Annotated in this window: 22 protein-coding genes; 14 read left to right on the forward strand and 8 right to left on the reverse strand. The window is 65.6% G+C overall.

Going from position 1 to position 26,819, the window contains the following annotated elements; all coding sequences use genetic code 11:
* Window positions 1-32: 32 nt before the first annotated feature.
* The 3 genes from DDE13_RS05305 to DDE13_RS05315 all read right to left on the reverse strand — a co-directional run bounded on the left by DDE13_RS05305 (window position 33) and on the right by DDE13_RS05315 (window position 4,009).
* On the reverse strand, window positions 33-287 hold the full coding sequence (locus DDE13_RS05305; protein WP_162630866.1) for a helix-turn-helix domain-containing protein: 255 nt from the start codon (window positions 285-287) through the stop codon (window positions 33-35).
* 390 nt (window positions 288-677) lie between these two features.
* Window positions 678-3,179 (reverse strand): tetratricopeptide repeat protein, encoded by a 2,502-nt coding sequence (locus DDE13_RS05310; RefSeq protein WP_162630867.1) that lies wholly within the window; start codon window positions 3,177-3,179, stop codon window positions 678-680.
* Between the two features lie 158 nt (window positions 3,180-3,337).
* Window positions 3,338-4,009, reverse strand: a complete 672-nt coding sequence (locus DDE13_RS05315) for a sugar transferase (RefSeq protein WP_111402189.1) — start codon at window positions 4,007-4,009, stop codon at window positions 3,338-3,340.
* A 538-nt stretch (window positions 4,010-4,547) separates the two neighbouring features.
* On the opposite strand from DDE13_RS05315, the gene DDE13_RS05320 reads away from it, so the two are divergent.
* The 3 genes from DDE13_RS05320 to DDE13_RS05330 are packed head-to-tail and all read left to right on the forward strand — an operon-like array spanning window position 4,548 to window position 7,929.
* Entirely contained in the window at window positions 4,548-5,417 is an 870-nt protein-coding gene (locus tag DDE13_RS05320; protein WP_111402191.1) for an ExeA family protein, read from the forward strand.
* Window positions 5,362-7,017 carry a GumC family protein gene (locus tag DDE13_RS05325; protein WP_111402193.1) on the forward strand — a complete coding sequence of 552 codons (1,656 nt, stop codon included), beginning with the start codon at window positions 5,362-5,364 and terminating at the stop codon, window positions 7,015-7,017. The genes DDE13_RS05320 and DDE13_RS05325 overlap by 56 nt, the downstream gene beginning before the upstream one ends.
* Window positions 7,018-7,050: 33 nt before the next feature.
* Window positions 7,051-7,929 (forward strand): CpsD/CapB family tyrosine-protein kinase, encoded by an 879-nt coding sequence (locus DDE13_RS05330; RefSeq protein ID WP_111402194.1) that lies wholly within the window; start codon window positions 7,051-7,053, stop codon window positions 7,927-7,929.
* Window positions 7,930-7,943: 14 nt separating this feature from the next.
* On the opposite strand, the gene DDE13_RS05335 is transcribed toward DDE13_RS05330, so the two are convergent.
* Complete coding sequence (locus tag DDE13_RS05335) at window positions 7,944-9,584, reverse strand: hypothetical protein (RefSeq protein ID WP_111402196.1); 1,641 nt, start codon at window positions 9,582-9,584, stop codon at window positions 7,944-7,946.
* Window positions 9,585-9,787: 203 nt separating this feature from the next.
* Between DDE13_RS05335 and DDE13_RS05340 the strand changes: the two genes are divergently transcribed.
* From DDE13_RS05340 to DDE13_RS05380, 9 genes are all read left to right on the forward strand, one after another.
* Window positions 9,788-10,051, forward strand: a complete 264-nt coding sequence (locus tag DDE13_RS05340) for a spike base protein, RCAP_Rcc01079 family (RefSeq protein WP_111402198.1) — start codon at window positions 9,788-9,790, stop codon at window positions 10,049-10,051.
* 125 nt (window positions 10,052-10,176) lie between these two features.
* On the forward strand, window positions 10,177-10,974 hold the full coding sequence (locus tag DDE13_RS05345) for a S49 family peptidase (RefSeq protein WP_111402200.1): 798 nt from the start codon (window positions 10,177-10,179) through the stop codon (window positions 10,972-10,974).
* 171 nt (window positions 10,975-11,145) lie between these two features.
* Window positions 11,146-12,099, forward strand: coding sequence for a calcium/sodium antiporter (locus tag DDE13_RS05350; protein WP_111402202.1), 954 nt, complete (start codon window positions 11,146-11,148; stop codon window positions 12,097-12,099).
* A gap of 14 nt (window positions 12,100-12,113) precedes the next feature.
* Entirely contained in the window at window positions 12,114-12,896 is a 783-nt protein-coding gene (locus tag DDE13_RS05355) for an SDR family oxidoreductase (RefSeq protein ID WP_111402204.1), read from the forward strand.
* Between the two features lie 287 nt (window positions 12,897-13,183).
* On the forward strand, window positions 13,184-15,097 hold the full coding sequence (gene uvrC / locus DDE13_RS05360) for an excinuclease ABC subunit UvrC (protein WP_111402206.1): 1,914 nt from the start codon (window positions 13,184-13,186) through the stop codon (window positions 15,095-15,097).
* A 182-nt stretch (window positions 15,098-15,279) separates the two neighbouring features.
* A complete protein-coding gene (locus DDE13_RS05365; protein WP_111402208.1) occupies window positions 15,280-15,867 on the forward strand; it encodes a polysaccharide biosynthesis/export family protein in 588 nt (195 codons plus the stop codon).
* Between the two features lie 14 nt (window positions 15,868-15,881).
* Window positions 15,882-17,249, forward strand: coding sequence for a hypothetical protein (locus DDE13_RS05370; RefSeq protein WP_162630868.1), 1,368 nt, complete (start codon window positions 15,882-15,884; stop codon window positions 17,247-17,249).
* Between the two features lie 103 nt (window positions 17,250-17,352).
* Window positions 17,353-18,954 carry a VPLPA-CTERM-specific exosortase XrtD gene (gene xrtD / locus DDE13_RS05375; RefSeq protein ID WP_111402212.1) on the forward strand — a complete coding sequence of 534 codons (1,602 nt, stop codon included), beginning with the start codon at window positions 17,353-17,355 and terminating at the stop codon, window positions 18,952-18,954.
* The gene (locus tag DDE13_RS05380; RefSeq protein ID WP_235868594.1) at window positions 18,955-19,680 is read left to right on the forward strand and encodes a rhomboid family intramembrane serine protease; all 726 of its coding nucleotides are present in this window, start codon (window positions 18,955-18,957) and stop codon (window positions 19,678-19,680) included.
* Window positions 19,681-19,710: 30 nt separating this feature from the next.
* Here the strand turns inward: DDE13_RS05380 and DDE13_RS05385 are convergent, their stop codons facing one another.
* Window positions 19,711-20,496, reverse strand: coding sequence for a metal ABC transporter permease (locus DDE13_RS05385; RefSeq protein WP_111402328.1), 786 nt, complete (start codon window positions 20,494-20,496; stop codon window positions 19,711-19,713).
* Complete coding sequence (locus DDE13_RS05390) at window positions 20,489-21,289, reverse strand: ATP-binding cassette domain-containing protein (RefSeq protein ID WP_235868595.1); 801 nt, start codon at window positions 21,287-21,289, stop codon at window positions 20,489-20,491. The genes DDE13_RS05385 and DDE13_RS05390 overlap by 8 nt, the downstream gene beginning before the upstream one ends.
* Between DDE13_RS05390 and DDE13_RS23715 the strand changes: the two genes are divergently transcribed.
* A complete protein-coding gene (locus tag DDE13_RS23715; RefSeq protein WP_369333206.1) occupies window positions 21,269-21,412 on the forward strand; it encodes a hypothetical protein in 144 nt (47 codons plus the stop codon). The genes DDE13_RS05390 and DDE13_RS23715 overlap by 21 nt on opposite strands.
* On the opposite strand, the gene DDE13_RS05395 is transcribed toward DDE13_RS23715, so the two are convergent.
* On the reverse strand, window positions 21,372-22,790 hold the full coding sequence (locus DDE13_RS05395) for an FAD-binding oxidoreductase (RefSeq protein ID WP_111402214.1): 1,419 nt from the start codon (window positions 22,788-22,790) through the stop codon (window positions 21,372-21,374). The two genes, DDE13_RS23715 and DDE13_RS05395, sit on opposite strands and share 41 nt — an antisense overlap.
* A 186-nt stretch (window positions 22,791-22,976) precedes the next feature.
* Here DDE13_RS05395 and DDE13_RS05400 point away from each other — a divergent pair, with 186 nt between their 5' ends.
* Window positions 22,977-23,813 (forward strand): SHOCT domain-containing protein, encoded by an 837-nt coding sequence (locus DDE13_RS05400; protein ID WP_111402216.1) that lies wholly within the window; start codon window positions 22,977-22,979, stop codon window positions 23,811-23,813.
* Between the two features lie 66 nt (window positions 23,814-23,879).
* Here the strand turns inward: DDE13_RS05400 and DDE13_RS05405 are convergent, their stop codons facing one another.
* Window positions 23,880-26,780 (reverse strand): error-prone DNA polymerase, encoded by a 2,901-nt coding sequence (locus DDE13_RS05405; protein WP_111402218.1) that lies wholly within the window; start codon window positions 26,778-26,780, stop codon window positions 23,880-23,882.
* Window positions 26,781-26,819: the final 39 nt, after the last annotated feature.

Raw genomic sequence — 26,819 nt, forward strand, 5'->3', positions numbered from 1 at the left:
CTTCAACCCGTGGTCGGCAGCAAGTTCCGCCGTCAGTTCATCGATCGTGAGGTCGGGGCGGCCGCGATCCGGCGCCGCACCCAGTCTTTGACATCGGTCAGCTTGCCGCGTCCCGGATTGCCCTGCGGCTTTGGCGCAAGCGCGCCAGTCTCGCGCTTGAGCCGCACCATGTCATTGACGAACTTGATCGAAACGCAAAGTCGCCGCGCCGCCTCGGTGTGCGTGTGGCCCTGCGCGACAATCTGCACGGCACGTTCACGCAGCTCAACAGGATGCGGTTTACCCATCCCTGACCCCCATAGTTGCCTACAAGGCATGGAATCACAGGATAACCGCTATGGGAATCCAGAATCCGATCTGAGGCGACACGCTCTAACTGCACCTGACACGCTTCATCGCCTTCCTTCTCGGTCAGGAATACGTCGAACCGCAGGGTGAGAACTGCTTGGGGATGCAGGTCAGTGAGCAACACCCGTTTGAGTGAACCGACGGGTTGGCCGGGGCACGCGTGCCCGGTGCCTGCTTTCGCGGCCAACGGCCGGGGAAATTCGGCGACCGGGGCACGGAGACCCCGGTCACACGGAAGAAGGGGGCGCCAGTGTTGGGTGTGTCCCAAAATGCGCGGCGCATTCGCCCCTCGATGTGCGCCGCAGGAAAACTACGACACTGGGTCTGGATCACTCCGTCGCCGTCGGCCGCAGAGTGCCATCGGGCAGTGTTTCCGGCGTTTCGCCCGCCTCGACCCGCGCCACCAGTGCGTCACGCTCTCTCTGGGCGCGTTCGGCAAGTGCGATCGGACGATCCGACCACAGGTCCAGCGCTGCGTCATAGCGAACAAGCGCTTCGTCGTTGCGGCCGAGCGTATCGTAGAGACGGGCCAAGTGGTACTGCACCGTCGGATCGCCGGGCAGGCTCGCGGCGGCCGGTTCAAGGTTCTCCAGCGCCTCGTCAAGATTGCCGAGGCGATAGGCGATCCAACCATAGGTATCCTGGAAGGCCGGGAAATCCGACCCGCGCAGGCGCCGCGCGATCACATAGGCACGTTCGAGGCTGTCCTCGTCATCCCGGTACGTGGTGATCATGCTGGCAAGGTTGTTCGCGATGATCGTCGAGTTCGAGTCGTCCTCGTAAAGTTCCTCGTAGAGCGCGATGGCTTCATCGATGCGCCCGAGTTGCTCGGCAAGCCCGGCCTTGATCCAGCGCAGGTTCATGGATTGCGGCACGACGGCGAGAGCTTCGTCCACCACGTTGATCGCCCCGGACGTGTCGCCCGCGCGCACCGTCGTCGCGATCAACGCGCGCCACACAGCCTCGAGTTCAGGATGCTTGTCGAGGATGGTGCGATAGATCGACTGGGCCGCTTCAAGATCGCCTTCGGTGGCCGTCAGGGCCGCGTTGAGAAACTGGACACCCACGATGTTGGGATCGTCCTCCGGCGTGCGCGCGAGAAGATCGTTCATGAAGCTGCGCGCCTCGCGCACCTCGCCATTGGCGAGACGGGTCCTGATGATCGCTGTCTGTGCCGCGAGCGCCGATTGGCCCTCGCGGATCATGCTCATCATAAGCTCGATGCTTTCGTCGGTCCGGGCCGAGCGCTGAAAGATCGCGGCCTGCACCACATTGGCAAGCGCGTCGCTGTCCTCTGTGCCGAGATCCCGCAGGGCCTGCACGACCTGCTCTGCCCGGCCGAGATCGTTCAGCGCAAGATAGACGTCCGAAAGACTGCGCAGCAGCTCGAGATTGGAGGGCGACAGCCGCAGGGACTGCAACAGAACGTCCTCCGCACTCAGGTATTTCTCGTCGGCGATCAGGAAGCGCGCATAGCGCAGCGATTCCTCGGGGGCTGCGTTCGAGGCCGTGACCGCAAGCGCGAGGCTTTCCGCCATCAGCTCTCGGTTGCCATCGCGTTCATAGGCACGGGCAAGAAGCGTGATCGTTTCGGGATCGTTCGGGGTCTGGTCCAGTGCGGTGCGCAAGGCAAGAACGGCTTCGCGCACGCGATCATCTTCGATCAGCCAGTTAGCCCGAAGCTTTAGGCCGTTCGTGTTAACCGGATCCGCTTCGAGAACCTCGTCCACCAATGCACGGGCGTCATCCCCGCGGCCCGTCGCAAGATACATCCGCGCGAGCGTGGTTTTCATGTCGCGCACCGTCTCGGAGGATTCTCGTCCCTCGACCAGGGATTCGATCTGCGAGATCGCCACATCCTGCGAACCGCTGTCGAAAAGGATGCTGGCCTTGAGCAGGCCGAACGTATCGTTGTCGAGCCCTTCGTCGATCAGGCGCTCGGTCTCGGCAAGAGCCGCTTCGCTGCCGCGGACCTGCGACAAGAACTGCACGAGGGCCAGGCGCGGCGCGATTTCATCGCCAGCATTCGCCACGAGTTCGCGGACGAACGCTTCGGCACCGTCGGCATCGTCATTGGCCAGATACCACCGCACGAGCGCGGTGCGGACTTCGCGGTTTTCCGGGAAGCGTTCGACCATGTCGCGCAGGTGGTTGCCCAGCCCCGCCATGTCTTCTGTCTGGGCGAGGATCGTCAGCTTCAGCTGGTTCATCTGCCGATCCATCGGGACGGCGTCCAATGCAGCCTCGACATTCGCGAGCGCGGCATCGTAGTTGCCTTCCCGGATCAGGGCGTCGATGGCCACCTGCTGTGCCAGAATATTGCCGGGATCATCGGCGGTCAGTTCAAGCGCGGTTTCCGCGGCAGCGTCGCGCTCCGCGGCATTTTCCTGGCGCGACGCGTCCGCATAGGCGACAACCACGAGAACCGTCTCGAGCGCCGGGTCCCCGGGCCGAAGGGCGGCCGCGGCGTCGCTGTGACGCTTGGCGAGGTCCCATGCGCCCATGGAAATCGCCAGTTCCGACATCGCAAGTCGCGAGTCGAAATCGTCCGGATTCTGCTCGGCCACCAGCAGGTAGTGCCGGAACGCTTCTTCGAATTCCCCGCCTTCACGCAAGAGATCCGCGTAGAGCATCCGCGCATCGCGGTGTTCGCCGTCAAGGTCGAACACCGCACGCAGTTCCACCTTGGCCCGATCGATTTCACCGGCGTCGGCCAGTTCGATGGCACTCTGATACTTTGCTTCCGCCCTCTCCTCGACGGTATCGCACCCGGCGAGGAGAAGGGTCATGCCGACAGTGATTGCTGCGAGCGTCAGGCGGACGTTGGACATCAAAGAAACCCTTGGGATTGAGCGCATTTATAAGTTCTTAGTCTCGGAGCCACCCGAAAGAAAAGGGGCAGCGCATCACGATGCCCTTCATATCTCTCAATTCCATGCGATGCGTTAACGCGGCTAACCTGTTTGCAAACCTGCCAACGCAGCCGCAGTCACACCCCTGTGCCCCGCAACACGACACGAACAGTTCTCAGGATGATGCTCAGGTCCGCCCAGAAGCTCATGAGACTGTAGTAATCCGCGTCGAACCGCGCACGCGACGCGAAGGACGTGTTGTTGCGCTCGCCAATCTGCCACAGCCCTGTCACTCCGGGTCGAAGTGCATAATAGGCCTGACCCGGATACAAATCCCGCTGCGAGGGCATCATGGGCCGAGGTCCCACGACGCTCATGTCCCCCATGAGCACATTCCAGAACTGCGGAAGCTCATCGAGCGACGTACGGCGAATCACGCGACCGATCCATGTCACGCGCGGATCGTGGCGGAGCTTCTGGGTTCGCGCCCACTCGGCGGCAGCTTCCGGATGCGTGGCAAGATACTCGGCAAGCTTGCGATCCGCGTCCTGAACCATCGACCGCAACTTTACCATGCGGAAACTTCGCCCCTTCAATCCGACGCGCGTCTGGACGTAAAAGGGCGACCCCCCGTCCAGCGACACGATCATCGACAGGATGGCGACGAGTGGCACCACGATGATGGACGTGCAGATAACGAAGACAATGTCGAATATCCGCTTTAGCCCCGACCGGTACAGACCTGTTTGCGGCGTATAGTCCACGATTTCCGAAATGGAACCCGGACTGTTGGGAAAATGTGCAGTCAAGTAACCTACCCTTTCGTTAACCACGCTCAGCCGACCATAACACCGTAGCTTCCAGTCACCTGAACGTCAGGTGAAGAGGCCTGTCGGAAGTGCGCATTTTCACATCCCTTCATATTTGCTATCACGTAATGCCGATTCAGTTCAACGTTTACACACACTCTTACCCACTTTTGGTAAATTGCACAAGGTATTGTTTTCCTTACGCTAAAGTTGATTTCATGTTGCAGTGCAGAAAAATCGGGCACGTCGCTGACCCCCGATGCACGCGAGGCGTGCACAAGTGTAGCAGGCGCAGCCCACGATCGTCGGGACGAAGCGCGCGCAGCGTGCCGCGTGATTCCCGTCACACAGCAGGTCGGCGGCCCGCGACGCCCCATTGGGCAGTGTTTGCGACCTTTTTTCACCTGCGGCGAAACGGATTTCCCATCGGCGGCGTTTCTGTTTAAGGAAGCCGCACACGTATCGAGTTACACGTTCACAATCCACGCGCCGACAAAGGCAGGTCGCCGGCCATGCCGGGGGACCAGATCAAGGGACCATGAACACGACAGCGCCTGTAGACATCTACAATTCGTTCTTCGGGTTCACGGAGCGTCCGTTCACGCTCGTGCCTGACCCGGATTTCATTTTCTGGTCCAAGTCCCATCGGCTCGCCTACACGATGCTGGAGTACGGTGTCCTCACGCGGTCGCCGATCACCGTCGTCACCGGGGAGATCGGCGCGGGCAAGACGACGCTGCTGCAGCATCTTCTCAAGACACTCGGGTCGGACGTGGTGGTGGGGCTCATCTCGAACGCCCAGGGCGACCGGGGCGAGCTTCTGCAATGGGTCCTGCATGCGCTTGGCGTGCACTTCGATCCGCACGCGTCCTATGTCACGCTGTTCCAGACGCTCCAGGATTTCCTTCTGGAAACATATGCGGACGGCAAGCGGGTCATCCTGATCATAGACGAGGCGCAGAACCTCAACGTGAGCACTCTTGAAGAACTGCGCATGTTGACCAACATCAACTCGAACAAGGACGAACTCGTGCAACTCGTGCTTGTCGGACAGCCGGAGCTACGGCACCTTATCATGCGGCCCGAGCTCAAGCAGTTCGTGCAGCGGGTCGGGTCGAGCTTTCATCTGTCGGCCATGAACGCCGACAACGTGGCGGAATACATCAGACACCGTCTTCAGGTGGCGAATGGCACGGGAGAAGAGTTCACGCGGGACGCTGTGACGCGCATTCATGCGCTGACCGGTGGCGTGCCGCGGCTGATTAACCAGTTGTGTGACCTTGGTCTGGTATATGCATTTTCAGCCGACCAGATGGAGGTAACCGGCGAAACGATCGACAACGTGCTGGCCGATGGCGTTTTCTTCGGCGCAGCCAGCCGTAGCGGAGACCAAAACGATGAATCTTGATCTAAAGTACTACTTTACGGTCTTTTTACGTCGCAGCCCGTACTTCATTCTCGTTACGGCCCTGTTCTCGTCGGTCGGGCTTTCGCTGGCGCTGGTGCTGCCGTCGGAATACGAGGCGCGCGCAGTGCTGCTCGTGGAAGCCGAGCAGATCCCCGACAACCTTGCGGCCAGCACGGTACAGGTTCAGGCGGCAGAACAGCTGCGAATCATCGAGCAACGGTTGCTGTCCCGTCAGGTGCTCCTTGATATCTCCAATGCGCTGAATCTGTACCCGCCGGATGAAAGCGGCAGCCGCCCCAGCTCGTCGGAAATCGTCGAGGACATGCGCAGCCGCACAGTTTTTGCATTCTCGCAGGCAGGCGCCGCGCGCCGCGGGCAACCCGCGGCGACGGTGCTCGAGATCAGGTACCGCGGCGACTCGGCGCCCAAGACCGCGGAGACGGCGAACGAGTTCGTCACCCGCGTGCTGCAGCAGAATGTCGAACTGCGTACGGAGCAGGCCGGCGACACGCTGGCATTCTTCACGCAGGAGGTCGATCGGCTGGGCAGCGAGCTTGATGCTGCGAGCGTGGAACTGATCAATTTCCAGAACGAGGTCGGGATCGCAGTCCCGAGCAACATGACGTTCCTGCGCACGCGGCTCGATGATCTGACCAACCAACGTATCGAGGCGCGGCAGACGCTGGACGCCTTGGAAAATCAGCGCGAGCGCTTCGTGGAACTCTTCGAGGTCGTGGGCATCGACGGCGAAGGCGGTGCCGCGGGGTCGCCGCTTGAGCAGGAACTGATGACCCAGCGCGCTGCGCTGTCCGAAGCCCTGCTGATCTATTCCGAGCAGAACCCGCGGGTCACGCTTTTGCGTGCACGTGTCAGCCAGCTCGAGGAACGTCTCGAACAGCAGCGCGCCGCAGCACTGAATGAAGATACGGAGGCCGAACCGGAACCGGAAGAACTGGCCGCTCCGCGAACCGAGCAGCAGATCCGCTTCGAGGCCGAAATCGAGGATATCGACCGGCGCATGGAAACGCTGCGCGCGGAAATCGAGCGCATCAACACCGAGATCCCCGAAATCGAGGAAAACCTCACCGAGGCGGCCGCGAACGGTGTGACACTTAACAAGCTGCAGCGCGATTACGACAATATCCAAAGCCAATACAACGAAGCCGTGGCGCGCCTGTCGGTTGCAGCCACCGGCGAACGGATCGAACTTCTTGCGAAGGGGCAGCGGATCTCGATCATCGAACAGGCGATCGCGCCGGAACGTCCGACAAAGCCCAATCGGCCGATCATCGCGGCGGCGGGCGTGGGCGCAGGAATGTTCGCGGGGCTTGCGCTCATCGTGCTGCTGGAATTCCTGAACCGGTCGATCCGCAGGCCGGTCGAACTGACCAGCCGTCTCGGGATCACGCCCTTCGCGGTACTTCCCTACATCCGCACCCGTCGGGAAATCGCGATCCGCCGCACGGTCATCTTCGGCGCGGTCGCCGGACTTGTGGTCCTCCTGCCACTCGGCCTGTTCGCCGTGCACACGTTCGTTTTTCCGCTGGACGGCTTGATCGAGCGCCTTTTCAACAAGGTTGGCTTTTCGGTGATCGGATGACCAGCGCGAATTCCCCAGTGTCGAGGTGAAGTGATGGAACGTCTTCAGGAAGCACTCAGCCGCGCAAGGGACCGGCGTCGTGAAGCCGCACAGACCGCGGAGGGTGCGCCGTCATCCGCCACCCGTTCGGCTGACAATTCGGCATCGGGCCATGCCACGCAGAATACCGGAGGCGCGACACCCGTTTCACAGGACGTGGCGGCGGCCTGGCGTGCCTTGCCTCAATTCGTGCCGAACGAGAAACTTCTGAAGAACAACCGGGTACTGTCGTTCTTCGGCGGGGCGGTCGCGCAGCCGTTCGACATGATGCGCACGCGGCTTCTTCAGCAATGCAAGGCCAACGGGTATCGCCGGATCGCCATCACGTCGCCCACCCCGAAGTGCGGGAAGTCCACGATCACCGCCAATCTCGCCTTCGGCCTCGCGCGGCAGACGGAGTTGCGGGTGCTGGTGATCGATATCGACATGCGCCGGCCGGAACTGGCGAACCTCGTCGGCATTCGCGAGAACCTTGCCTTCGCCCGCGTGCTGGGCGGCCACGAGCCACCCGAGGCGCACATGATCGCTTATGGCAACAACCTCGCCTTCGGCACCAACCGCGTACCAAGCGCCAATTCGTCGGAACTGCTGCACAGTGCCTTTGCCCGTCAGCAGATCGAGCTTGTCGAACGCAAGTTCGCGCCGGACCTCGTGCTTTTCGACGCCCCGCCGATGCTGGCCAGCGACGACACGATCGGTTTTCTGGACTTCACCGATGCCGCGATTCTCGTCGCCGCGGCCGAACAGACCTCCATCGACGAAGTGGATGTCAGCGAAACGGAGATCGCTTCGGCCACGAACATGATCGGCGTCGTGTTCAACAAGGCGCGCTACTCTCAAGGCAGCTACGGCTACGACAAGTCCTATTACTGACGGGCCCCCCGCGCTCAGGGCGCCATCTCGAGTTCCAAGACGCCCTGCCGGGCGGCCCGGGCGGCATGGCGAAGGATCTGACCGTCTTCCATGCGCCAGCCCTCGGGCACGTATTTCAGGACATGCTGCGTGCCATCGTCATGGGTGCGGTCAATGCCGACCAGCCGGCCGTCCCCATCGCGGACAAGCACGTCGCGCCACGGCGCGGAGGGCCATACCAGCGGATCCGCATACTCGCCGGACGACGCGGGGCGCGCGTAGGACAGCTCTGTCAAAACCGGGGTTCCGTCGGGTCCGGGCACGTATGTGCGTGCCTGATGCGTGGGAAAGAGGACCGAAAAGACAGCTGGGGCGGACATGGCACCGCCCGCGTCCGCGATAACCGCGACATCGACCCGCGGGGTCAGCATCGGACGGCCCGGCGCGACGGGAAAGCGATCATGCCACGCGATGTCGATATCGGCCACGTCGCCCGCACCGTCACGCGGCCGGATCGTCACCCGGTCCGGATCGCCCTGCAACAATATCCAGTGGAACCGCGGCGTGGTCGCGCCGTCCGCCACAGGCGTGATCGCTGCGCGGAGCGTAACGCGCCGGTCATGCGCGAAAGAGCGCCACGCGCGCGCGACGGCCATCGGGGTCGTGAACAGGATCTCGCCAAGATTGCCGGCCAGGTAGTCGACGCCGGGACGCGCCGCGAAATCGCGCTCGACCGACAGTGTGACCAGAGGTGGCAGCGTCTCGGGCGCCAGTGAATTCGCATAGCGCACGGCCAGCGCGGGGCGCAATGCGCTACCCGTAAAGACCGGCGGATGGGCCAGCGGGGACAGATACTGCGCGTCGCTGTTCACCCCATCCAGCGTGCGACGCATGACGGCTTGCACTGTCGCAGGCAGGCGGCCCGACGCTTCGGCCGCCGCCCGCGTGTCCGGCGTCAGCCCGGCAACGATTTCCAACGCAGTCCGCACGAACGGCCTGTCGGACCGCGATGATCCCTGTGACAAAAGGAAATACGGCACGTTGGCCTGCAACCTGTCGCCGGTTTCGGGGTCATAGTCCCGATGTTCAGGGTAGACATACAGGTGGTTCGACACGAACAGGCGGTAACTGCGCAGCGCCGCGGCCTGATCGGCCATCGCCAGCCGCCCGAGGCTTCTGGCGATCGGCCCGCTGGTCAGCGCCGTGGACGAATTGCCCACCACCGGCAGCGAGAACCGCACCCGCCCGGCCACACCGTGATGCACCCCCTGCTGCCGCAATGCGTCGTCGTAATCCGTGTGCGCCAGTTGCGGAAAACGTGAACGGGACAGGGCGGAATGTCCGCTGTCCCGGTTGTCGTAGAGCACGCCGGCGAGCCCGGCCGCGGTTCCGCTCGCCTGCAACCGCCGCAGGATGCCGGCGGCCACGTCCGTGGCCTCGGGATCGACGATCGGTTCCGCGCGCAGGGCCGGATCGGGTGTCAGAAGCACATCGATCAGCCCGGTGCCCGGGTCGCGCCGGGTATTGGCGACGCCGACCACGGCCGCACCACCGGTCGTCGGGATCGCGGTCGCGGCATCCACGAGCGTGGACACGGGACCCGACGCCTGCGCGGCCGCGGTGCCGGCGCATGCCACCATCGCGCATCCAAGGACTGCCAGCCTGATCAACTGCATCGATTGCCTTTCCGACCCGACACCGATGTGCCGTCGCACGCGGTCCCGTTGCGCCAGATTGGCGTGGGGCGCACGGCATGACAAGCCACTCTTAAGCCATCCGTCGCAGGTTCCATTGCGTTGCCGGGGCATCCCGCGCGCCTGTCGCGGGCCGGTGACCCGAGCAGTTCATGGGCCGCGCGCCCGCAACGATGGAGCCTCAGATGGCGGATATCTACGCACACACGACCCCCGGCCTCACTTCGCCCGCGATCGATGGCAGCATGGTCGTTCCCGACGATGGCGGCGATCTCGCCCACGTCACCCGCGCGCTTTACGTTGGCAGCGGCGGGCAGATCGCGGCACAACTCGCCTCCGGCAGCACGATCACCCTGGCCGCGGTGCCCGGCGGCACCCTCCTGCCCTTGCGTATCCGGCGGGTGATGGCCACCGGCACATCGGCATCGGATCTCGTCGCGCTCTGGTAACCCGTCCAACCACGAACCGATCTGCAACGCCCCGGCCTTCGGTCGGGGCGTTCGCGTTCGCGGGGCCCGTCGCCCCTTGTTGTCGCGCGCTTGTTGTTGCGCGACCCGCACTCTATGTGAGGCGCATGAGACATCTCGTGCCCTTCCTGAAGAGCCCGCCCCGCGTTGCCGTCGTCCGCATGTCGGGCATGATCGCCGCAGGGGGCCGCGGTGCGTTGAACGACGCCGCGACGGCGCAGATGCTGGAACGGGCCTTCCGACGGGGCAAGCCCGCGGCCGTCGCTCTCGTCATCAATTCACCGGGCGGCAGCCCCGTCCAGTCGTCGCTGATCGGCGCGCGCATCAGGCGGCTGGCCACTGAAACCGGCCTGCCCGTGACGGCCTTCGTGGAGGATGTGGCGGCGTCGGGTGGCTACTGGATCGCGGCTGCGGCAGATGACATCGTCGTCGATCCCGGGTCCATCGTCGGCTCAATCGGAGTCATCTCGGCGTCGTTCGGGGCGCACAAGTTCATCGCGCGGCAGGGGATCGAACGGCGGATCTACACCGCTGGCCGGTCCAAGAGCATGCTCGACCCGTTCAGTCCCGAAAAGGACGAGGACGTGGCGCGCCTGCGCGGTCTGCTCGACGAGCTGCACACCGTCTTCAAGGACCATGTCACCGAACGGCGCGGCGCGCGGCTGCCCGAGGGCACCGACCTGTTCACCGGCGAGGTCTGGATCGGGGCAAGCGCCGTGAAGACCGGTCTTGCCGATGCGGTCGGACATCTCGTGCCGGTGATGAAGGATCGCTACGGCGACAAGGTACGGTTCATCCGCTACGGACAGCGGCGCGGGTTGCTGCAACGGTTCGGCGCCGCCGTGCTGGACGACGCATTGTCCCGGATCGAAGAACGCGCCCTGTATGCGCAGTACGGGCTCTAGGTGCTGGTCAAGATCGTCAGCCTGTTCCTTGTCGGCATGGCGGTTCTCGCCATGTTCGGGCGCCTGCGCATGCCTAGGATGCCCCGCCTGACCGCCGCGAAATGCACGCGATGCGGCCGACCGCGCATCGGGCGCGCGCCCTGCCCCTGTTCCAAAGGAAAGAGCTGACATATGGATTGGCTGTTGGTGGCCCTCGGGCTTGCGATCCTGCTGCTCGCCGGCGATGCGCTGGTGAAGGGGGCGGTGAACCTGGCCCTGCGGCTGGGCATTCCCGCGCTGATCGTCAGCCTGACGGTGGTGGCATTCGGCACCTCCGCGCCGGAGTTGCTCGTGTCGGTGCAGGCCGTCCTGCGGGATTCGCCGGGCATCGCCATCGGCAACGTGGTCGGATCGAACACCGCGAACATCCTGCTGGTTCTTGGTGTGCCGGCGCTGCTGAAGGGTCTGGGGCGCGCCGATGACGACAGCCGCCACACCTACGTGCTGATGCTGGTCGTTTCGGCGGCCTTCATCGCTCTGTGCGCCCTGGGGCCGCTGACCTGGTGGCACGGGTTGGTCCTTCTGGCGATGCTCGCCTTCATGCTGGGCGACCAGTTCCGGCGCGCGCGTGCCCACCGGGCGGCCGAACGCGCCGCGGCGGCCGTCGACCCGGAGGAACTGGAAGGTGCGGATCCGCACATGCCGATCTGGCGCGTCGTGCTGTACCTCGTGCTCGGGCTCGTCGGTCTTCCGCTGGGCGCGGACATGCTGGTGGACGGAAGCGTGGCGCTCGCCCGCGATTTCGGCGTGAGCGAGACGGTGATCGGCCTCACGCTCGTGGCCGTCGGCACCTCGGCGCCGGAATTGGCGACGACGGTCATGGCCGCTTTCCGGAACAAGGCGGACGTGGCCATCGGGAACGTCATCGGGTCGAACATCTTCAATCTGGCGGCGATCATGGGCATTACCGCCCTCATCGCGCCCGTGCCGGTCGACCGGGAATTCCTGACCTTCGATCTGTGGGTGATGCTCGGCGCGTCGGTTGCGATCGCACCTTTCGTTCTGCGCGACTGGCCGCTCAACCGTGTGGCCGGCGCCGCCTTGACCGCGGCCTATCTGGGCTATGTCGCCAGCTTGCTGATCTGAAAGGGGCAAGGCACATGACCCAACGCGCGCTGGTCACGGGCGCCGCGCAGCGGCTTGGTCGCGCCATGGCGCTGGCCCTGTCCGAGGCCGGGTACGACGTGGCGATCCATTACGCGGCTTCCGGCGATGCCGCGGAAGGGCTTGCGCAGGAAATCCGGTCGACGGGACGGCGGGCGGCGACGCTTCGGGCGGACCTGCTGGACGAGGCACAGACCGCACCTCTGGTAGCGCGCGCGGCAGACGCGCTTGGCGGCCCACTGACCGTGCTGGTCAACAACGCGTCCATCTTCGAATACGACAACATCCAGACGGCAACCCGCGAAAGCTGGGACCGCCACGTCGAAAGCAACCTGCGGGCACCGTTCGTACTGACGCAGGCCTTCGCGGCGCAATGTCCACGCGCGCAGCCGGATGCGGCGGGCGAACCGCGCGCGGCCGGTCTGGTGGTCAACATGATCGACCAGCGGGTCCACAAGCTGACGCCGGAATTCATGACCTACACCATCGCCAAGATGGGTCTGTGGGCCCTGACCCGGACGGCGGCGCAGGCGCTGGCCCCGCATATCCGTGTCAATGCCATCGGCCCGGGTCCGACGCTGCAAGGCGCACGGCAATCCGCAGAGCATTTTTCGGCCCAGCGGTCCGCGACCGTGCTGGAACGCGGCGCGAACCTGTCGGACATCACCGCCGCACTCATGTACTTCGTCAACGCACCTGCCGTGACGGGGCAGTTGCTGTGCATAGATGGCGGACAACACCTGGCTTGGCAGACCCCCGATGTCCTCGGCCGGGAGTGACGCGGGGGCCGGTCTTGTCCACGCCCCCGTCGGGGGGTCACGAAACCGTAACAAAATGTTTAGATCTTTCAGCTTCTTATCCGGTCCAAGAAAATTATTCCGTATATTCAGATGCTTGAGTAATGGCCTAAAAAACAGGCAAACCGACGAAGTGCCGTTTGGACAAGGAAAAATCCGGCTGTCCAAAAACTTGTCCGCAGAGTTATCCACAGAAAGCGTGCATATGTTTACCCTTGTCCTCCGCGCGGGATCGGGGCAGCGACAGGGGGGAATCGCGCACTGACACAATGACAGACCAGACCGGACAGACAGGCCAGCAAGAGGCCGCCACGACGACAGCGGGCAATGCGCGCGGCGACGGGTTGCGCGGTCATGACTGCATACAGGCCTATCTGAAGACGCTCGACAGCTCGCCCGGTGTCTACCGGATGCTCGACGCCGAAAGCCGGGTGCTTTATGTCGGCAAGGCCCGGAACCTCAAGGCGCGCGTATCGAACTACGCGCGCCCGTCGGGACATAGCCGCCGCATCGCGCGGATGATTTCCGAAACCGCGTCGATGATGTTCCTGACCACGCGCACGGAAACAGAAGCGCTGCTGCTGGAACAGAACCTGATCAAGCAGCTCAAGCCGCGCTACAACGTGCTATTGCGCGACGACAAGAGCTTCCCGAACATCCTGATCACCAAGGACCATGCCTTTCCGCAGATCCGCAAGCACCGCGGGCGCAAGTCCGCGAAGGGCAGCTATTATGGCCCCTTTGCAAGCGCCGGCGCGGTGAACCGGTCGCTGAACCAGTTGCAGAAGGTGTTCCTGCTGCGCACCTGCACCGATCAGACCTTCGAGACGCGCACGCGCCCTTGTCTCCTGTACCAGATCAAACGCTGCGCCGCGCCCTGCACCGGAGAGATCGACCGCGAAAGCTATGCGGCGCTTGTGGCCGATGCCGAGCGTTTCCTGTCGGGCAAGTCCACCCGGATGCAAGAGGATTTGGCCGCGCAGATGCAGGCCGCCGCCGAAGCGATGGAATTCGAACGCGCCGCGGCGCTGCGCGACCGCATCCGCGCGCTGACCCAGGTGCAGAGCGCCCAGGGCATCAACCCCCGTGGCGTGGCCGAGGCCGACGTGATCGCGCTGCACATGGACGGCGGGCAGGCCTGCGTGCAGGTGTTCTTCATCCGCGCCAACCAGAACTGGGGCAACCGCGACTTCTATCCCCGAACCGGCAGCGGCGCCGACGAGGCCGAGGTTTTGGAGGCGTTCCTCGGCCAGTTCTACGCCGACAAGCAGGCACCACGTCTGATCCTGCTGTCCCACGGCATCGAAAACGAAGACCTGATGACCGACGCGCTGAGCCAGAAGGCAGGCCGCAAGGTCGAAATCGCGGTGCCGCAACGGGGCGAAAAGGCGGAACTGGTCGAAGGTGCCGCGCGCAACGCCCGCGAAAGCCTTGCGCGCAAGATGGCCGAAAGCGCCACGCAGACGAAACTTCTGGCCGGTCTGGCCGAGGCCTTCGACCTGCCCGCCCCGCCGAGGCGGATCGAGGTCTACGACAACTCGCACATCCAGGGCACCAATGCCGTGGGCGGCATGATCGTTGCCGGACCCGAAGGGCTGATGAAGAACGCCTATCGCAAGTTCAACATCAAGGGCGCGGACCTGACCCCAGGCGACGATTTCGGGATGATGAAGGAGGTTCTGACCCGGCGGTTCGAACGCCTGATGAAGGAGGATCCGGACCGAAAGACCGAAAACTGGCCCGACCTTCTGCTGATCGACGGCGGCGCCGGGCAGGTCAGCGCCGTGGCCGGGATCATGGCCGATCTCGGCGTGGACGACATTCCGATGGTCGGCGTGGCCAAGGGAATCGACCGCGACGCGGGGAAGGAAGAATTCTACCGCCCCGGCGCGCGCCCCTTCGCCCTGCGCCACAACGATCCGGTGCTGTATTTCGTTCAGCGGCTGCGCGACGAGGCGCACCGCTTCGCCATCGGCGCCCACCGGGCCAAGCGCGCCAAGGCCATCGGGGCGACGCCACTGGACGACGTGCCGGGCGTCGGCGCGGGGCGCAAGCGCGCGCTTCTGGCGCATTTCGGCTCGGCCAAGGCCGTGTCGCGGGCGAACCTTGCCGATCTCAAGGCCGTGGACGGCATTTCCGACGCGCTGGCAGAGACGATCTACGACTTCTTCCACCGCGGCTAGCTGCGCCAGCGGCGCGACGGGTGCGCGAACTACCGGCCGCAACCTGTTGCATTGCAATGACGACAGCCCGGAAAAGCACGCGACGCCGAAAGAATTCGCTTTTGGGCCGCCGGCGGCTGTGTCTAACGTCCGCGTGAATGCTCGCGACACGGGGCGGGCTGAAAATTCGAAAGGCAATGACAATGCGATTTCTGTTCGCCACCATCCTGGCACTGTTCGCCGCAACGCTCAGCCACGCCCAGTCCTACAGTCTCGAAGTCGGCGATGTCGTCTCCATCGAGGTGCTGGAAGACTCGAGCCTGAACCGCAATTCGCTCGTTCTGCCTGACGGAAACATCACCTTTCCCTTTGCCGGCACGGTCCGGGCCGCGGGCCGGTCCGTGGCGCAGGTTCAGGAAAGCCTCACCCAGGCGCTTGCACCGAATTTCGCTGCACCGCCGACCGTGTTCGTGTCGATCGCGCAGCTCAGCAGCCCGCCGACGCCGGGTTCCGACATCACGGTCTTCGTGATCGGCGAAGTCAACGCGCCGGGCCAGAAGGAACTCGAACGCGGCATCACCTTCCTTCAGGCGCTCGCATCCACGGGCGGCTTCACGCCCTTTGCCGCCACCAAGCGCATCCAGTTGCGCCGCACCGATCCGGGCACCGGCGAAGAGGCGATCTATACCTTCAACCTGCGCGCGGCCGGCGACGGCGCCCGCATCTCGGGCAACGCCCAACTGCGCGACGGAGACGTGATCCTCGTTCCCGAACGCCGCCTGTTCGAGTGACGGAGGTCCGGTTCGTGCGGCAACGCAATGTAATCATCGCGGCGGGGCTTGCGGGCACGGTCGCCACGCTTTCGGTTCACGCGCAGGAAGCCGCGCGCACCGTCACGACCGCTCGGATCTCGACGGAACTGGAATTCAACGACAACTACGACCTGCGTGACGATTCCGCCGGCGACTCGGTGCTGTGGAATACGACCATCGGGGCCGGGCTGCGCGCGAGCACGTCCGTGGACCAGCTGGCGTTCGACGCTTCCGGCGTTCTGCGCGTGGCGGATCTTCCGGGTAGCGGAACGGACACGTCCGCAGACAACCCCATCGTGTCGCTCGCCTATGATCGCGCCGTGGATGACAGCGAGATCGGGTTCTCCGTGGTCGGTCAACGGGCAGATCTCGATTTCTTCGACCCGTTGAGCGATCTCGACGAAGACGGGAATTTCGACGATACGTCGGGCGGCGGCACGCGCAACAGCGTCCGGCTGCGCGCGAACATTGCGCTCAACCAGGATGGACCGATCAGCCTGACGGGCTTCGGAAGCCTGAGCGACATCAGCTACGAAGACACGTCCGATCCCGACCTCAACGACCGCCGCAATGCCAATCTCGGCGCAGAGGTCGGGTTCCGCCTGTCACCGATCCTGCGCCTGACGACCGGCGCCAGCGTCGGGCGGGACGATATCGACGACGACACCGAAACCGAACGCAATCGCTGGCGTGCCGATGTGGGGATGGTGGGCCAGATCAACCAGCGGGCCACGCTGACCGCCCGCATCGGGTATTCGCGGGTCGAGACGGACCGAACCACGCGCGACGAGACCGAAGAGGGCATCGTCGGCGATGTGAGCGTGGTGTTCGACGAACGGCGCGGCCAGACCAGCCTGTCCTTCGCAACGACACTGGACGAGAACGGCGAACGCTACACGCTGTCCTACGGCAAGACCGTTGCCTGGGACAACGCGGAGATCACCGCATCCCTTGGCGTTTCGACCAACGAGGATACCGACCCGCGCGCGGTCGGCAGCATCGACTACCAGCTTACCGGACGCGACACGCAGCTCACGCTCGGCCTCACGCAGAACGCCGCCACGGACGACGACGGCCGCAACGTTCTGAACACCAATGCGCTTGCACGGGTGGAACGGGTCCTGACCCGTACCAGCTCGATCGGGCTGACGGTGCAGGGCGGTCTGCAGCGTATCGATGACGACAGCGACGAAAGCACCGAACGGCTGAACGTCACGGCACAGTTCAACCACGCCCTTACGGAAGACTGGAATGCGAATTTCGGCTACCGGTACAGGTATCGCAGCAACGAGATCGACGAAGAGTCGCTGTCGAACTCCGTTTTCGTCGGGCTGGAACGCAGATTTCAGGCAAGCCGTTAATCATCCAACACGTCTGCGTGTAAGCAGCCGTAAATTCCAGTGCATCCGAAACCGAGCTTGTGTAGGATGCGCTGGATTTCTGGTTATATAGGGTGTCGTTCGGATGAGCCTTCAAGAAAATTTCAAGGGATCGCGCCTTTTCCGCGGTCCGATCTCGGTGAACCCGCTCGGATTCGCGCTGTTCGTGCTGTTCATCGTCAGCGCATTCACGGTGTTCCAGTTCGGATTGAAGTCGCTTTTCTCCGCGTGGGCGACGCCCGAGTACAGCCACGGCCCCCTGATCCCCGTGATCTCGCTGTATCTTTTCCTGCGCGAATTGCGCAAGGCGCCCCCGGTAGACCCGCAGGCCCGCGTCGTGCGCTGGCCCGGGATCGTGGTCGCGTCGCTGGGGCTGGGCCTCGGCCTCGTCGGCAATCTCGTGGAAATTCCGGACATCGTCGCCTATGCCCTTATCGTCTGGGTCATGGGGCTCGTGCTGGTCTGCTTCGGCTGGGACCGGGGCAAGACGCACTGGGCGCCCGTTCTGCACCTGATCTTCATGCTGCCGCTGCCGCAATTCCTGTACTGGCAGCTCACGATCTTCCTTCAGGGCGTGTCGTCGGTGATCGGTGTCTGGTTCATCGATGCGGCGGGTATTCCTGTCTACCTCGACGGCAACATCATCGATCTGGGGGTCTACAAGCTCCAGGTGGCCGAAGCATGTTCGGGCCTGCGCTATCTTTTCCCGATCCTGTCCTTCAGCTATCTGTTCGCGATCCTGTATCGCGGGCCGATGTGGCACAAGGCGGTGCTGCTGCTATCGGCGGCTCCGATCACGGTGTTCATGAACTCGTTCCGGATCGGCGTCATCGGCATCCTCGTGAATTTCTACGGGATCGAACAGGCCGAGGGTTTCCTGCATTTCTTCGAAGGCTGGGTCATCTTCCTCGCCTGCGTCGGCATCCTGTTCGTGATGGCCATAGCACTGCAACGACTGACACCGAATCCGCTTCCGCTCAGCGAAGCGATCGATCTCGACACCGAGGGGCTTGGCCCGATTTCGGCGCGCGTGCTGGCGATCCGCCCCTCCGCGGCGCTCGCCGCCGGGGCCCTGATCGGCGCCGCGTTCAGCGCCGTACTGGTGCTGTTTCCCGCGCCACCCACCGCACTGCCAGACCGCACCCCGTTCATGCTCTTCCCGCGCGAGGTCGGGGGGCGCTACGGGGCCTTCGAGTCGCTTGATCCCGCCGTGGCCCGGACGCTTGCGGCCGACGATTACATCGCGGCCAGTTTTCGCGGCACAGACGGGTTCGTGAACCTGTTCGTGGCCTATTACGATGATCAGGCCGATGGCAGTGGCATCCATTCGCCCGAAGTTTGTCTGCCCGTTGGCGGCTGGGAGGTGTTCAGCATCGCCCCCTACGAAGTGACGATACCCGACACCGTCTATGGGACATTCGAACTGAACCGGGCCGTGATTCAGAAGGGCGTGAACAAGCAGCTCGTCTATTACTGGTTCGAACAGCGCGGCAAGCGCATGACCAACGACTTCCTCACGAAGATCGCCGTCGTCTATGACAGCTGGACCAAGGGGCGCCGCGACGGCGCGCTGATCCGCTTCGTGACGCCGATCAGCGAGGACGAAACCGAGCAGGCGGCAGACGCACGGTTGCAGGCCTTCATGGCCGATGCGCTCCGCGTGATGCCCCGTTACGTGCCGGAGTAAATGGTTGCATTGACCGAAACCGAACGCAAAGGACCCGCGTCGCAACGCTACATGTTCCACGGACTGCCGCTCACCGTCCTAGTGATCGCGGCAGTCTGCATACTGGTCGAACTGGTGCTCTTCGCGGCGGATACGGGGATGTGGGCTGACCGCAGCTTGCGGAGCAAGGTCTACGTACTCGGCGCGTTCTGGAAGCCGCTGCTGCTGGACTCACAGCCTCTCTTCGCGGCCCAGCCCGTCACGATGTTCGGCACCTACGCGTTCCTGCATGGCGGCGTCATCCACATGGCCGTGAACATGGTGGCGCTCCTGAGTTTCGGAACGGCCATCGTGAACCGGGTCGGGCAGAAACGGTTTCTCGTGGTCTATGCGGTCTCCGCGCTTGGCGGTGCGGTCGGGTTCGGGCTGTTCTCGGAAAGCGGGGCGCCCATGGTCGGTGCGTCCGGGGCGCTGTTCGGGCTTCTGGGTGTGTGGATCTGCTGGGATTATCTCGACCGGCGGTACCATGGTGATCCGCTCTGGGTGACGCTGCGCGCACTGGTGTTCCTGGTGGCCTACAACCTGGTTTTCTGGCTTCTGCTACAGGGGCAGCTTGCCTGGGAAACCCATTTCGGCGGGTTCGTGGCCGGCTGGTTGCTGGCCGTGTTCTGGGGCCGATCGGTGCTCGACCAGAGCCGCCGCCGCCGGGGACTTGCCCGGCGCACGTCTTCCGCCCAAGGCACCTGACATTTGCGCGGCCCGGACCGCGCGAGGGCTTCAGCGTCGGCCGGTCAGCACGGAGACCACTGCGAACATCGCGGTCGCAAGCGCCACGATGGTCGGCCCGGTCGGGGTATCCGCCTGATAGGACAGCGCGATGCCGCCCAGTGCCGCGACGGCGCCGGTGCTCGCCGCCAGCATCGCCATCGCTTCAGGCGACCGGGCAAGCGGGCGGACCGTCGCCGCGGGCACGATCAGCATGGCCGAGATCAGCAGCGCCCCTACCACCTTCAGGGCCACGGCGACGACGATGGCCAGCGCCACTGTCAGCAGCAGCGTTTCGCGAGGTGCGTGAATGCCGCTCGCCTCGGCCAGGTCGGCGTTCAGCGTGGCGGTCAGCAGCGCCGACCAGCGCCACGCGAGAAGCCCCGTCACCAGCGCCGCACCCCCCCAGATCACCGCCAGGTCGCCCTTTCCGACTGCAAGGATATCGCCCAGAAGCAGCCCCATAAGGTCGACGCGCGCGCCGGGCAGCAGTGACACGACGACCAGCCCGACCGCCAGCCCGCCATGGGCGAACACCCCGAGCGCCGTGTCGATCGGATAGCCGCGCGCCGACAGCCCGGTGACCGAGAATGCCAGCGCCAGGGCCACGACCAGCACGCCGGCGAAGATCGACACCGACAGGACCAACGCCAGCGCGACGCCCAGAAGCGCCGCATGGGCCGTCGCATCGCCGAAATACGCCATTCGCCGCCAGACGATGAAACATCCGAGCGGCCCGGCCGCCAGCGCCACACCCAGCCCCGCCAGCGCCGACCGCACGAGGAAATCGTCAAGCATCGCCACCGCCCGCGATGTCGTGGGCGCATGAAGCGTCATGGTCGTGCCGGTGATCGTGGTCATGGCGATACAGCGCGAGTGTGCCCTGCGTCCCCATGCCGAAAAGTGCCCTGTATTCCGGCGCGCTCGCCACGATTTCCGGCGTGCCGTGGCAGCAGACATGGCCGTTCAGGCAGACCACCCGGTCCGAGGCGCGCATCACCACGTGCAGATCGTGGCTGACCATGACCACGCCGCAGCCCAGTTCGCGACGCAGATCCTCCACGATGCGGTAGAACGCGGCGGTGCCCGGTTGGTCGAGCCCGCGCGTCGCCTCGTCCAGCACCAGTAGATCCGGCGCCATCAGCAGCGCGCGGGCCAGCAGCACGCGCTGAAACTGCCCACCCGACAGCGCCGACATCGGCTGCGCTTCGACCTCCGGCTCCAGCCCGACCCGCGCCAGCGCCGCCGCGCGCGCCACCGCGGCGTGGCGACGGGGCAGCGACAGGAACCGGCCCACGGGCATCGGCATGGTCGCGTCGATATGCAGCGTTTGCGGCACATACCCCAGGCGCAGCCCCGGCGCGCGCAGGATCTGCCCCGCATCCGGCTTGAGCGCGCCGATCAGCACCTGCATCAACGTGGACTTGCCCGACCCGTTCGGGCCGACCACCGTGACGATTTCGCCCCGGTCCACCCGGAAATCCACAGCATCAAGGACACGCCGCCCGTCACGGGACAGTGACACGCCCTGCGCGTCGATCAGAGCCGCGCGCGCAGGCGCGGTCATTTCCTGGCTGAGAGCTTCGGGCATGGGGGGCCTCGGGCGCGGGTGCAGCCGGTGTTGTCCCGCAGCTCGCGGTCCCTGTCCAGCCCCGTTCGGCCAGTGCCGGGCGTCAGTCGTTCCCAAGCGCGAAGACCTTGCCAGGGTTCATGATGTTGTCCGGGTCCACCGCGCGCTTGATCGCCCGCATCATCGACAGCGCGCCACAGCCCAACTCGCGTTCCAGGTATTTTGCCTTGCCCTGCCCGACCCCATGTTCGCCCGTGCAAGTGCCGCCATGGGCGATGGCGAGGTTCGCCAGCCAGCCGGTGAACGCCTCGGCCCGCGCGACCTCGGCGGGATCGTCAGTGTCCACCTGCACCAGCACGTGGAAATTCCCGTCGCCGACATGGCCAAGGATCGGCGCGGCGAAGCCCAGCCCGGCCGCGCGATCCTGTGCTGCGGCCACACAGGTCGCAAGCTCGGATATCGGCACGCAGACATCGGTGGACATGCTCTTCAACCCCGGCCGCAGCCCGTGGCAGGCCCAGTACGCATCGTGCCGCGCCTGCCAGAGTCGCGCGCGGTCCTCCGCCTGCGTCGTCCAGTCGAAGCCGTTCGCGCCAAACTCGGCCGCGATGTCGCCGAATGCGGCGGCCTGCTCTGCCACGCCCGCCTCCGACCCGTGGAATTCAAGCAGCAGCAGCGGCGCTTCGGGCAGGGACAGATGCGAATAGGCATTCACCGCGCGCACGGTCAGCGCGTCCAGCAGCTCCATGCGCGCCACTGGCAGCCCGTATTGCAACGTGGCGATGGCCGCGTTGCAAGCCGCATCCACGTCGGGAAAGAAACAGGTCGCAGCCGACATGGCCTCGGGGATGCCGTGAAGCCGCAGGGTCAGCTCGGTGATCAGGCCGAGCGTCCCCTCTGCCCCGACCATCAGCCGCGTCAGATCATACCCCGCGGATGTCTTGCGCGCGCGCTGCGCCGTGCGCACGATTTCGCCCGAGGGCAGCACGGCCTCCAGCGCCAGAACGGCGTCGCGCATCGTGCCATAGCGGACCGCGTTGGTGCCCGACGCACGGGTCGACGCCATGCCGCCCAGGCTGGCATCCGCCCCCGGATCGACCGGGAAGAACAGGCCCGTGTCGCGCAGATGGGCGTTCAGCGCCTTGCGGGTCACGCCGGGCTGGACGGTGCAGTCCATGTCCGCCGCATGCACCGCCAGCACCTTGTTCATGCGGGTGAAATCCACGCAGACCCCGCCCGCGGGCGCGTTCACGTGCCCTTCCAGCGAGGTGCCCGCGCCGAAGCCGATCACCGGAACTTGGTGCGCGGCGCAGACCCGCACGATACGCTGCACCTCGGCGGTGGTTTCCGGCCAGACCACGGCATCGGGTGGCTGGGTCGCCATCCATGTCGCGGTGTGCCCGTGCTGGTCGCGGATCGCCGCCCCAGTCTGGCAGCGCGGCCCGAAGTCCTGCGCGAGCGTATCCAGCGCGGCGGCCATGCGCGCCGCATCGCGCGGCGGCAGGGTCATGTCCAGTCCCATCGCGGTTCCCTCCCCGAATGTCCCCGGATACCTCTGCCCGTGCGATGGCGCAACGTGCGAGGCCCGGTGCAGGAAAGCCACATGGCGGCCATGCGCCGTGCGGCGATGGTTGCGCGCGTCGGTTCGTGGTAAACGCGGGGCAACACCCGGATTCCCCGGGCATCTCAATCCGAAAGTCCCATCGCGATGCACCCGCTCACCCCCCATGGCCAGTCCGTGGTCGCAGATATCTCCAACCGCTACGGCGTCAGCCAGGACGCCGTCATCACCCTGCTGATCGCCGTGAACAACGGCGGCGGCACACAGGCCCAGTTCTCGCACCCCGAACTGGGCGGCATGGGCCAGTGGTCGTCAGGCGGCATGACCATGGTCGGCGACATGTTCAACAACGGGTTGAAATACACCGTGTCGAACATCTGCGGCGAGTTGTCGTCGCAGCTGGCGCAAAGCCAGATGTTCCCGCCCGCGCCGCAGCCGCAATACCGGCCCGCCTCCAGCCAGTCGCAAAGCCAGTCCTCTGGCGGTTATGGCGGCACGAGCTTTTCCATGCAGGGCGGGTATGGCGGCGGGTCGTCCTGGCCGTCGGAGCTGGGTTCACCGTCCTCCACCGGATCGCAGAACAACCTGCGCTACGCGGTCTTTCCCCATGTGCGACGGCTCGCGATCGACGTGAACGGGCAGATCACGGTCTATGACATCGGCGATCACCAGATCGGCGGGTTCTCGCAACAGCAGGGCGGCGACCAGTCGATCACCTTCACCAGCCAGTACGGCACCGTGCGCGTGGCCGACCTGCCGGTGGTGTCGCCGGGCAGTTCGTCGCCCGCGCCGCAGCCCACACCCGAACCGGTCCAACAACCGACCCCGCAGCCCGCCCCGCAGCCGGCGCAGGCCAACGCACCGAGCATGAGCAGCGACGAGGTTTTCTCGCTGATCGAGAAACTGGCCGACCTGCACGCCAAGGGCATCCTGAGCGACGCGGATTACGAGGCGAAGAAGGCCGAGCTACTCGCGCGGCTCTGACGCGGCGCGGGCTCTTGCCGGTCGGGCGCTGGCCCTGTTTCTGGCAGCCGCCGGCTTGGCGTGCCGTCACATCCCCGGCGTGAGCGCCGCGCGCAGCAGCGCCACGGGATGGGCGCGCAGGCTCAGCCGCAGGCGCAGGTAGTCTTCCACCACCTCCTCCCCCAGCCTTGCGGCGGGCAGGTTCGGGGGCGGCTCAAACCCGCCTTCGCCGTCCATGTCGTCGAATAGTGGCAAGGGGCGCGCACCGCCGATGGCGCGGGCCTGCCACAGGGCATCGCGGCGCGACAGCCCGAGGGACGCGAAGGCATCCGCCTCGGCCAGCGCGGTGATGTCGCGCGGGGGCACGCCCGCCTTGCGCCAAACATCATCGACGCCGCGATAGCCGTTGCCGCGCGCGGCGACGATCCATTCGGCACTGTCCGCGCCCACGCCCTTCACCTGCCGGAACCCCAGCCGCAGGGCAAGCCCGCCGCGCTCGTCCGGCTCCATCGCGTTGTCCCAGCCGCTGGCGTTGATGCAGACGGGGCGCACCGTGACCCCGTGTTCGCGCGCGTCCCGGACGATCTGCGCGGGGGCGTAGAACCCCATGGGCTGGGCATTCAGCAGCGCGCAGGCGAAGATGCCGGGGTGGTGGCATTTCATCCACGCGGACGCATAGACCAAGAGCGCGAAGCTCGCCGCGTGGCTTTCGGGAAAGCCGTAGCTGCCGAAGCCCTCGATCTGGCCGAAGCAGCGCGCGGCGAAATCCGCGTCATAGCCGTTGCGCGCCATGCCGCGCAGGAAGCGGTCGCGGAACACGCCTACATCGCCATGTTTCTTGAATGTGGCGAGCGAGCGGCGCAGGCGGTCGGCTTCTTCGGGGGTGAAGCCTGCACCGGTGATGGCGATCTGCATCGCCTGTTCCTGAAAGAGCGGCACGCCCAGCGTCTTGCCCAGCACCTTGCCCAGCGCGTCCGACGGCAGGGTCACGGCCTCCTCGCCGTTGCGGCGGCGCAGGTAGGGATGGACCATGTCGCCCTGGATCGGGCCGGGGCGGACGATGGCGACCTCGATCACCAGATCGTAGAAACAGCGCGGCTGCATGCGGGGCAGGAAATTCATCTGCGCGCGGGATTCGACCTGGAACACGCCCAGGCTGTCGGCGCGGCCCAGCATGTCGTAGACGATCGAGTCCTCCTGCGGCAGCGACGCCAGATCGAACCGGCCCAGCCCGTGCCGCGCCAGAAGATCGAACCCCCGGCGCAGGCAGGACAGCATCCCGAGGGCAAGGATATCGATCTTGAGAATGCCCAGCGCGTCGATATCGTCCTTGTCCCAGCAGATCACGGTGCGCCCATCCATCGCCGCGTTCTCGATCGGGACCAGTTCGTCGAGCCGTCCCTCGGTGATGACGAATCCGCCCACGTGCTGGCTGAGGTGCCGCGGGAAGCCTTCGATCTCGTTCACCAGGTCAAGCGTCAGCCGCAGGCACGGGTCGGTGGGGTCCAGCCCCAGTTCGCGCAGCCGGTCATCGCCCGGCGCACCGCTGCCCCAGCCCCAGACCTGCCCCGCCAGCGCGGCGACCGTGTCGGGGCTGAGGCCCATGGCGCGCCCGACCTCGCGCAGCGCCCGCTTGGCGCGGTAGTGGATGACCGTGGCGCAGAGCCCCGCCCGGTCGCGCCCGTAGCGGTCGTATATGTGCTGGATCACCTCCTCCCGCCGTTCGTGTTCGAAATCCACGTCGATATCGGGCGGCTCGTTGCGCGCCTCGGACACGAAGCGTTCGAACACCATGGTGCCGATTTCCGGGCTGACCGAGGTGACGCCCAGCGCGTAGCAGACCACCGAATTGGCCGCCGATCCGCGCCCCTGGCACAGGATGCCGCGGCTGCGCGCGAAATCGACGATGTCGTGGACGGTGAGGAAATAGGGCGAGAAGGACAGCTTCGCGATGAGGTCAAGCTCGTGGCGCATCTGGGCCGCGACCCCGGCCGGGACGCCGCCGGGATAGCGCCGCGCCAGTCCTGCCTGCGCCAGCCGTGCGAGCCGCGCATCGGCGCTGTCGCCGGGGTCGGCTTCGGACGGGTAGTCATAGCGCAACTGGTCGAGCGCGAAGCGGCAGCGCGCGGCGAGATCCGCGGTGCGGTCCACCGCCGCGGCGTGCGGCCCGAACAGTCGGCGCAGGTCGGCGGCGCTGCGCAGGCGGGCTTCGCCGTTGGACAGCGCCGCACGACCCAGCCGATCCACGGGCGTGCCGGTGCGGATGGCGGTCAGCACGTCGGCGAGCGGACGGCGACGCGCGACATGCATCCGCGGCCCGGCACTGGCGACGGTCGGCACGCCGAGGCTTGCGGCGAGATCCGCCTGCGCGTTGAATCGCACCGCGTCGCGCCCGTCATGGGCGGGCACCATCAACAGCCAGACCGCACCGGGGAAGCGGCGCGTCAGCCGTTGCGCCCGTGACAGCCACCCCCCCGCGCCGCGCGGCAGCGAAAGCGCCTGTGGCGGGTGAAGCACAAGCTCCAGCCCCGCGCCCAAGTCGCACAGATCGTCGAGCGCCAGGTAACAGTCGCCCTTTGGCGCGCGCAGCTTTCCCAGAGACAGAAGCCGGGAAAGCCGCCCCCACCCGGCCCGATCCCGCGGCAGCGCGGTGACGGTCAACCCGTCATCGAGGCAAAGCCGTGCGGCAGGCAGGAGCCGCGGGGCCGTGGTCAGCAATGGCGCGGGCCGGTGCGGGTGGCCTGGCGGCACCGGCGGCCCCACCGGGCCGTCGCGCGCCACGGCCATCGCACGCGCCGCCACGTCCGCCGCGATGTCGCGCGCCGCCACATGTGCCCGCGCCAACCCCGCGACCGTGTTCACGTCGGCGAAGGCGATGGCCTCGATGCCCAGTTCCGACGCGCGCGTCACGTATTCCTCGGGGTGGGAGGCCCCGGTGAGGAAGGTGAAGTTGGACAGGGCATCAAGTTCGGCAAATGGCGGCGGCACGCGATTCTCCCGGCATCCCGGCTACAGTATATTCTTGTT

The organism is Meridianimarinicoccus zhengii, assembly GCF_003254465.1.
GTDB classification, from domain to species: domain Bacteria; phylum Pseudomonadota; class Alphaproteobacteria; order Rhodobacterales; family Rhodobacteraceae; genus Meridianimarinicoccus; species Meridianimarinicoccus zhengii.

Coding starts and splice junctions, on each gene's coding strand:
- DDE13_RS05325 (WP_111402193.1), top strand. CDS start 5,362: ATGGCGTTTTCTTCGGCGCAGCCAGCCGTAGCGGAGACCAAAACGATG.
- xrtD (WP_111402212.1), top strand. CDS start 17,353: ATGAGCCTTCAAGAAAATTTCAAGGGATCGCGCCTTTTCCGCGGTCCG.
- DDE13_RS05395 (WP_111402214.1), bottom strand. CDS start 22,790: ATGGGACTGGACATGACCCTGCCGCCGCGCGATGCGGCGCGCATGGCC.
- DDE13_RS05385 (WP_111402328.1), bottom strand. CDS start 20,496: ATGCTTGACGATTTCCTCGTGCGGTCGGCGCTGGCGGGGCTGGGTGTG.
- DDE13_RS05305 (WP_162630866.1), bottom strand. CDS start 287: ATGGGTAAACCGCATCCTGTTGAGCTGCGTGAACGTGCCGTGCAGATT.
- DDE13_RS05380 (WP_235868594.1), top strand. CDS start 18,955: ATGGTTGCATTGACCGAAACCGAACGCAAAGGACCCGCGTCGCAACGC.
- DDE13_RS05345 (WP_111402200.1), top strand. CDS start 10,177: ATGAGACATCTCGTGCCCTTCCTGAAGAGCCCGCCCCGCGTTGCCGTC.
- uvrC (WP_111402206.1), top strand. CDS start 13,184: ATGACAGACCAGACCGGACAGACAGGCCAGCAAGAGGCCGCCACGACG.
- DDE13_RS05330 (WP_111402194.1), top strand. CDS start 7,051: ATGGAACGTCTTCAGGAAGCACTCAGCCGCGCAAGGGACCGGCGTCGT.
- DDE13_RS05400 (WP_111402216.1), top strand. CDS start 22,977: ATGCACCCGCTCACCCCCCATGGCCAGTCCGTGGTCGCAGATATCTCC.
- DDE13_RS05350 (WP_111402202.1), top strand. CDS start 11,146: ATGGATTGGCTGTTGGTGGCCCTCGGGCTTGCGATCCTGCTGCTCGCC.
- DDE13_RS05365 (WP_111402208.1), top strand. CDS start 15,280: ATGCGATTTCTGTTCGCCACCATCCTGGCACTGTTCGCCGCAACGCTC.
- DDE13_RS05335 (WP_111402196.1), bottom strand. CDS start 9,584: ATGCAGTTGATCAGGCTGGCAGTCCTTGGATGCGCGATGGTGGCATGC.
- DDE13_RS05340 (WP_111402198.1), top strand. CDS start 9,788: ATGGCGGATATCTACGCACACACGACCCCCGGCCTCACTTCGCCCGCG.
- DDE13_RS05355 (WP_111402204.1), top strand. CDS start 12,114: ATGACCCAACGCGCGCTGGTCACGGGCGCCGCGCAGCGGCTTGGTCGC.
- DDE13_RS05310 (WP_162630867.1), bottom strand. CDS start 3,179: ATGTCCAACGTCCGCCTGACGCTCGCAGCAATCACTGTCGGCATGACC.
- DDE13_RS05320 (WP_111402191.1), top strand. CDS start 4,548: ATGAACACGACAGCGCCTGTAGACATCTACAATTCGTTCTTCGGGTTC.
- DDE13_RS05390 (WP_235868595.1), bottom strand. CDS start 21,289: ATGCCCGAAGCTCTCAGCCAGGAAATGACCGCGCCTGCGCGCGCGGCT.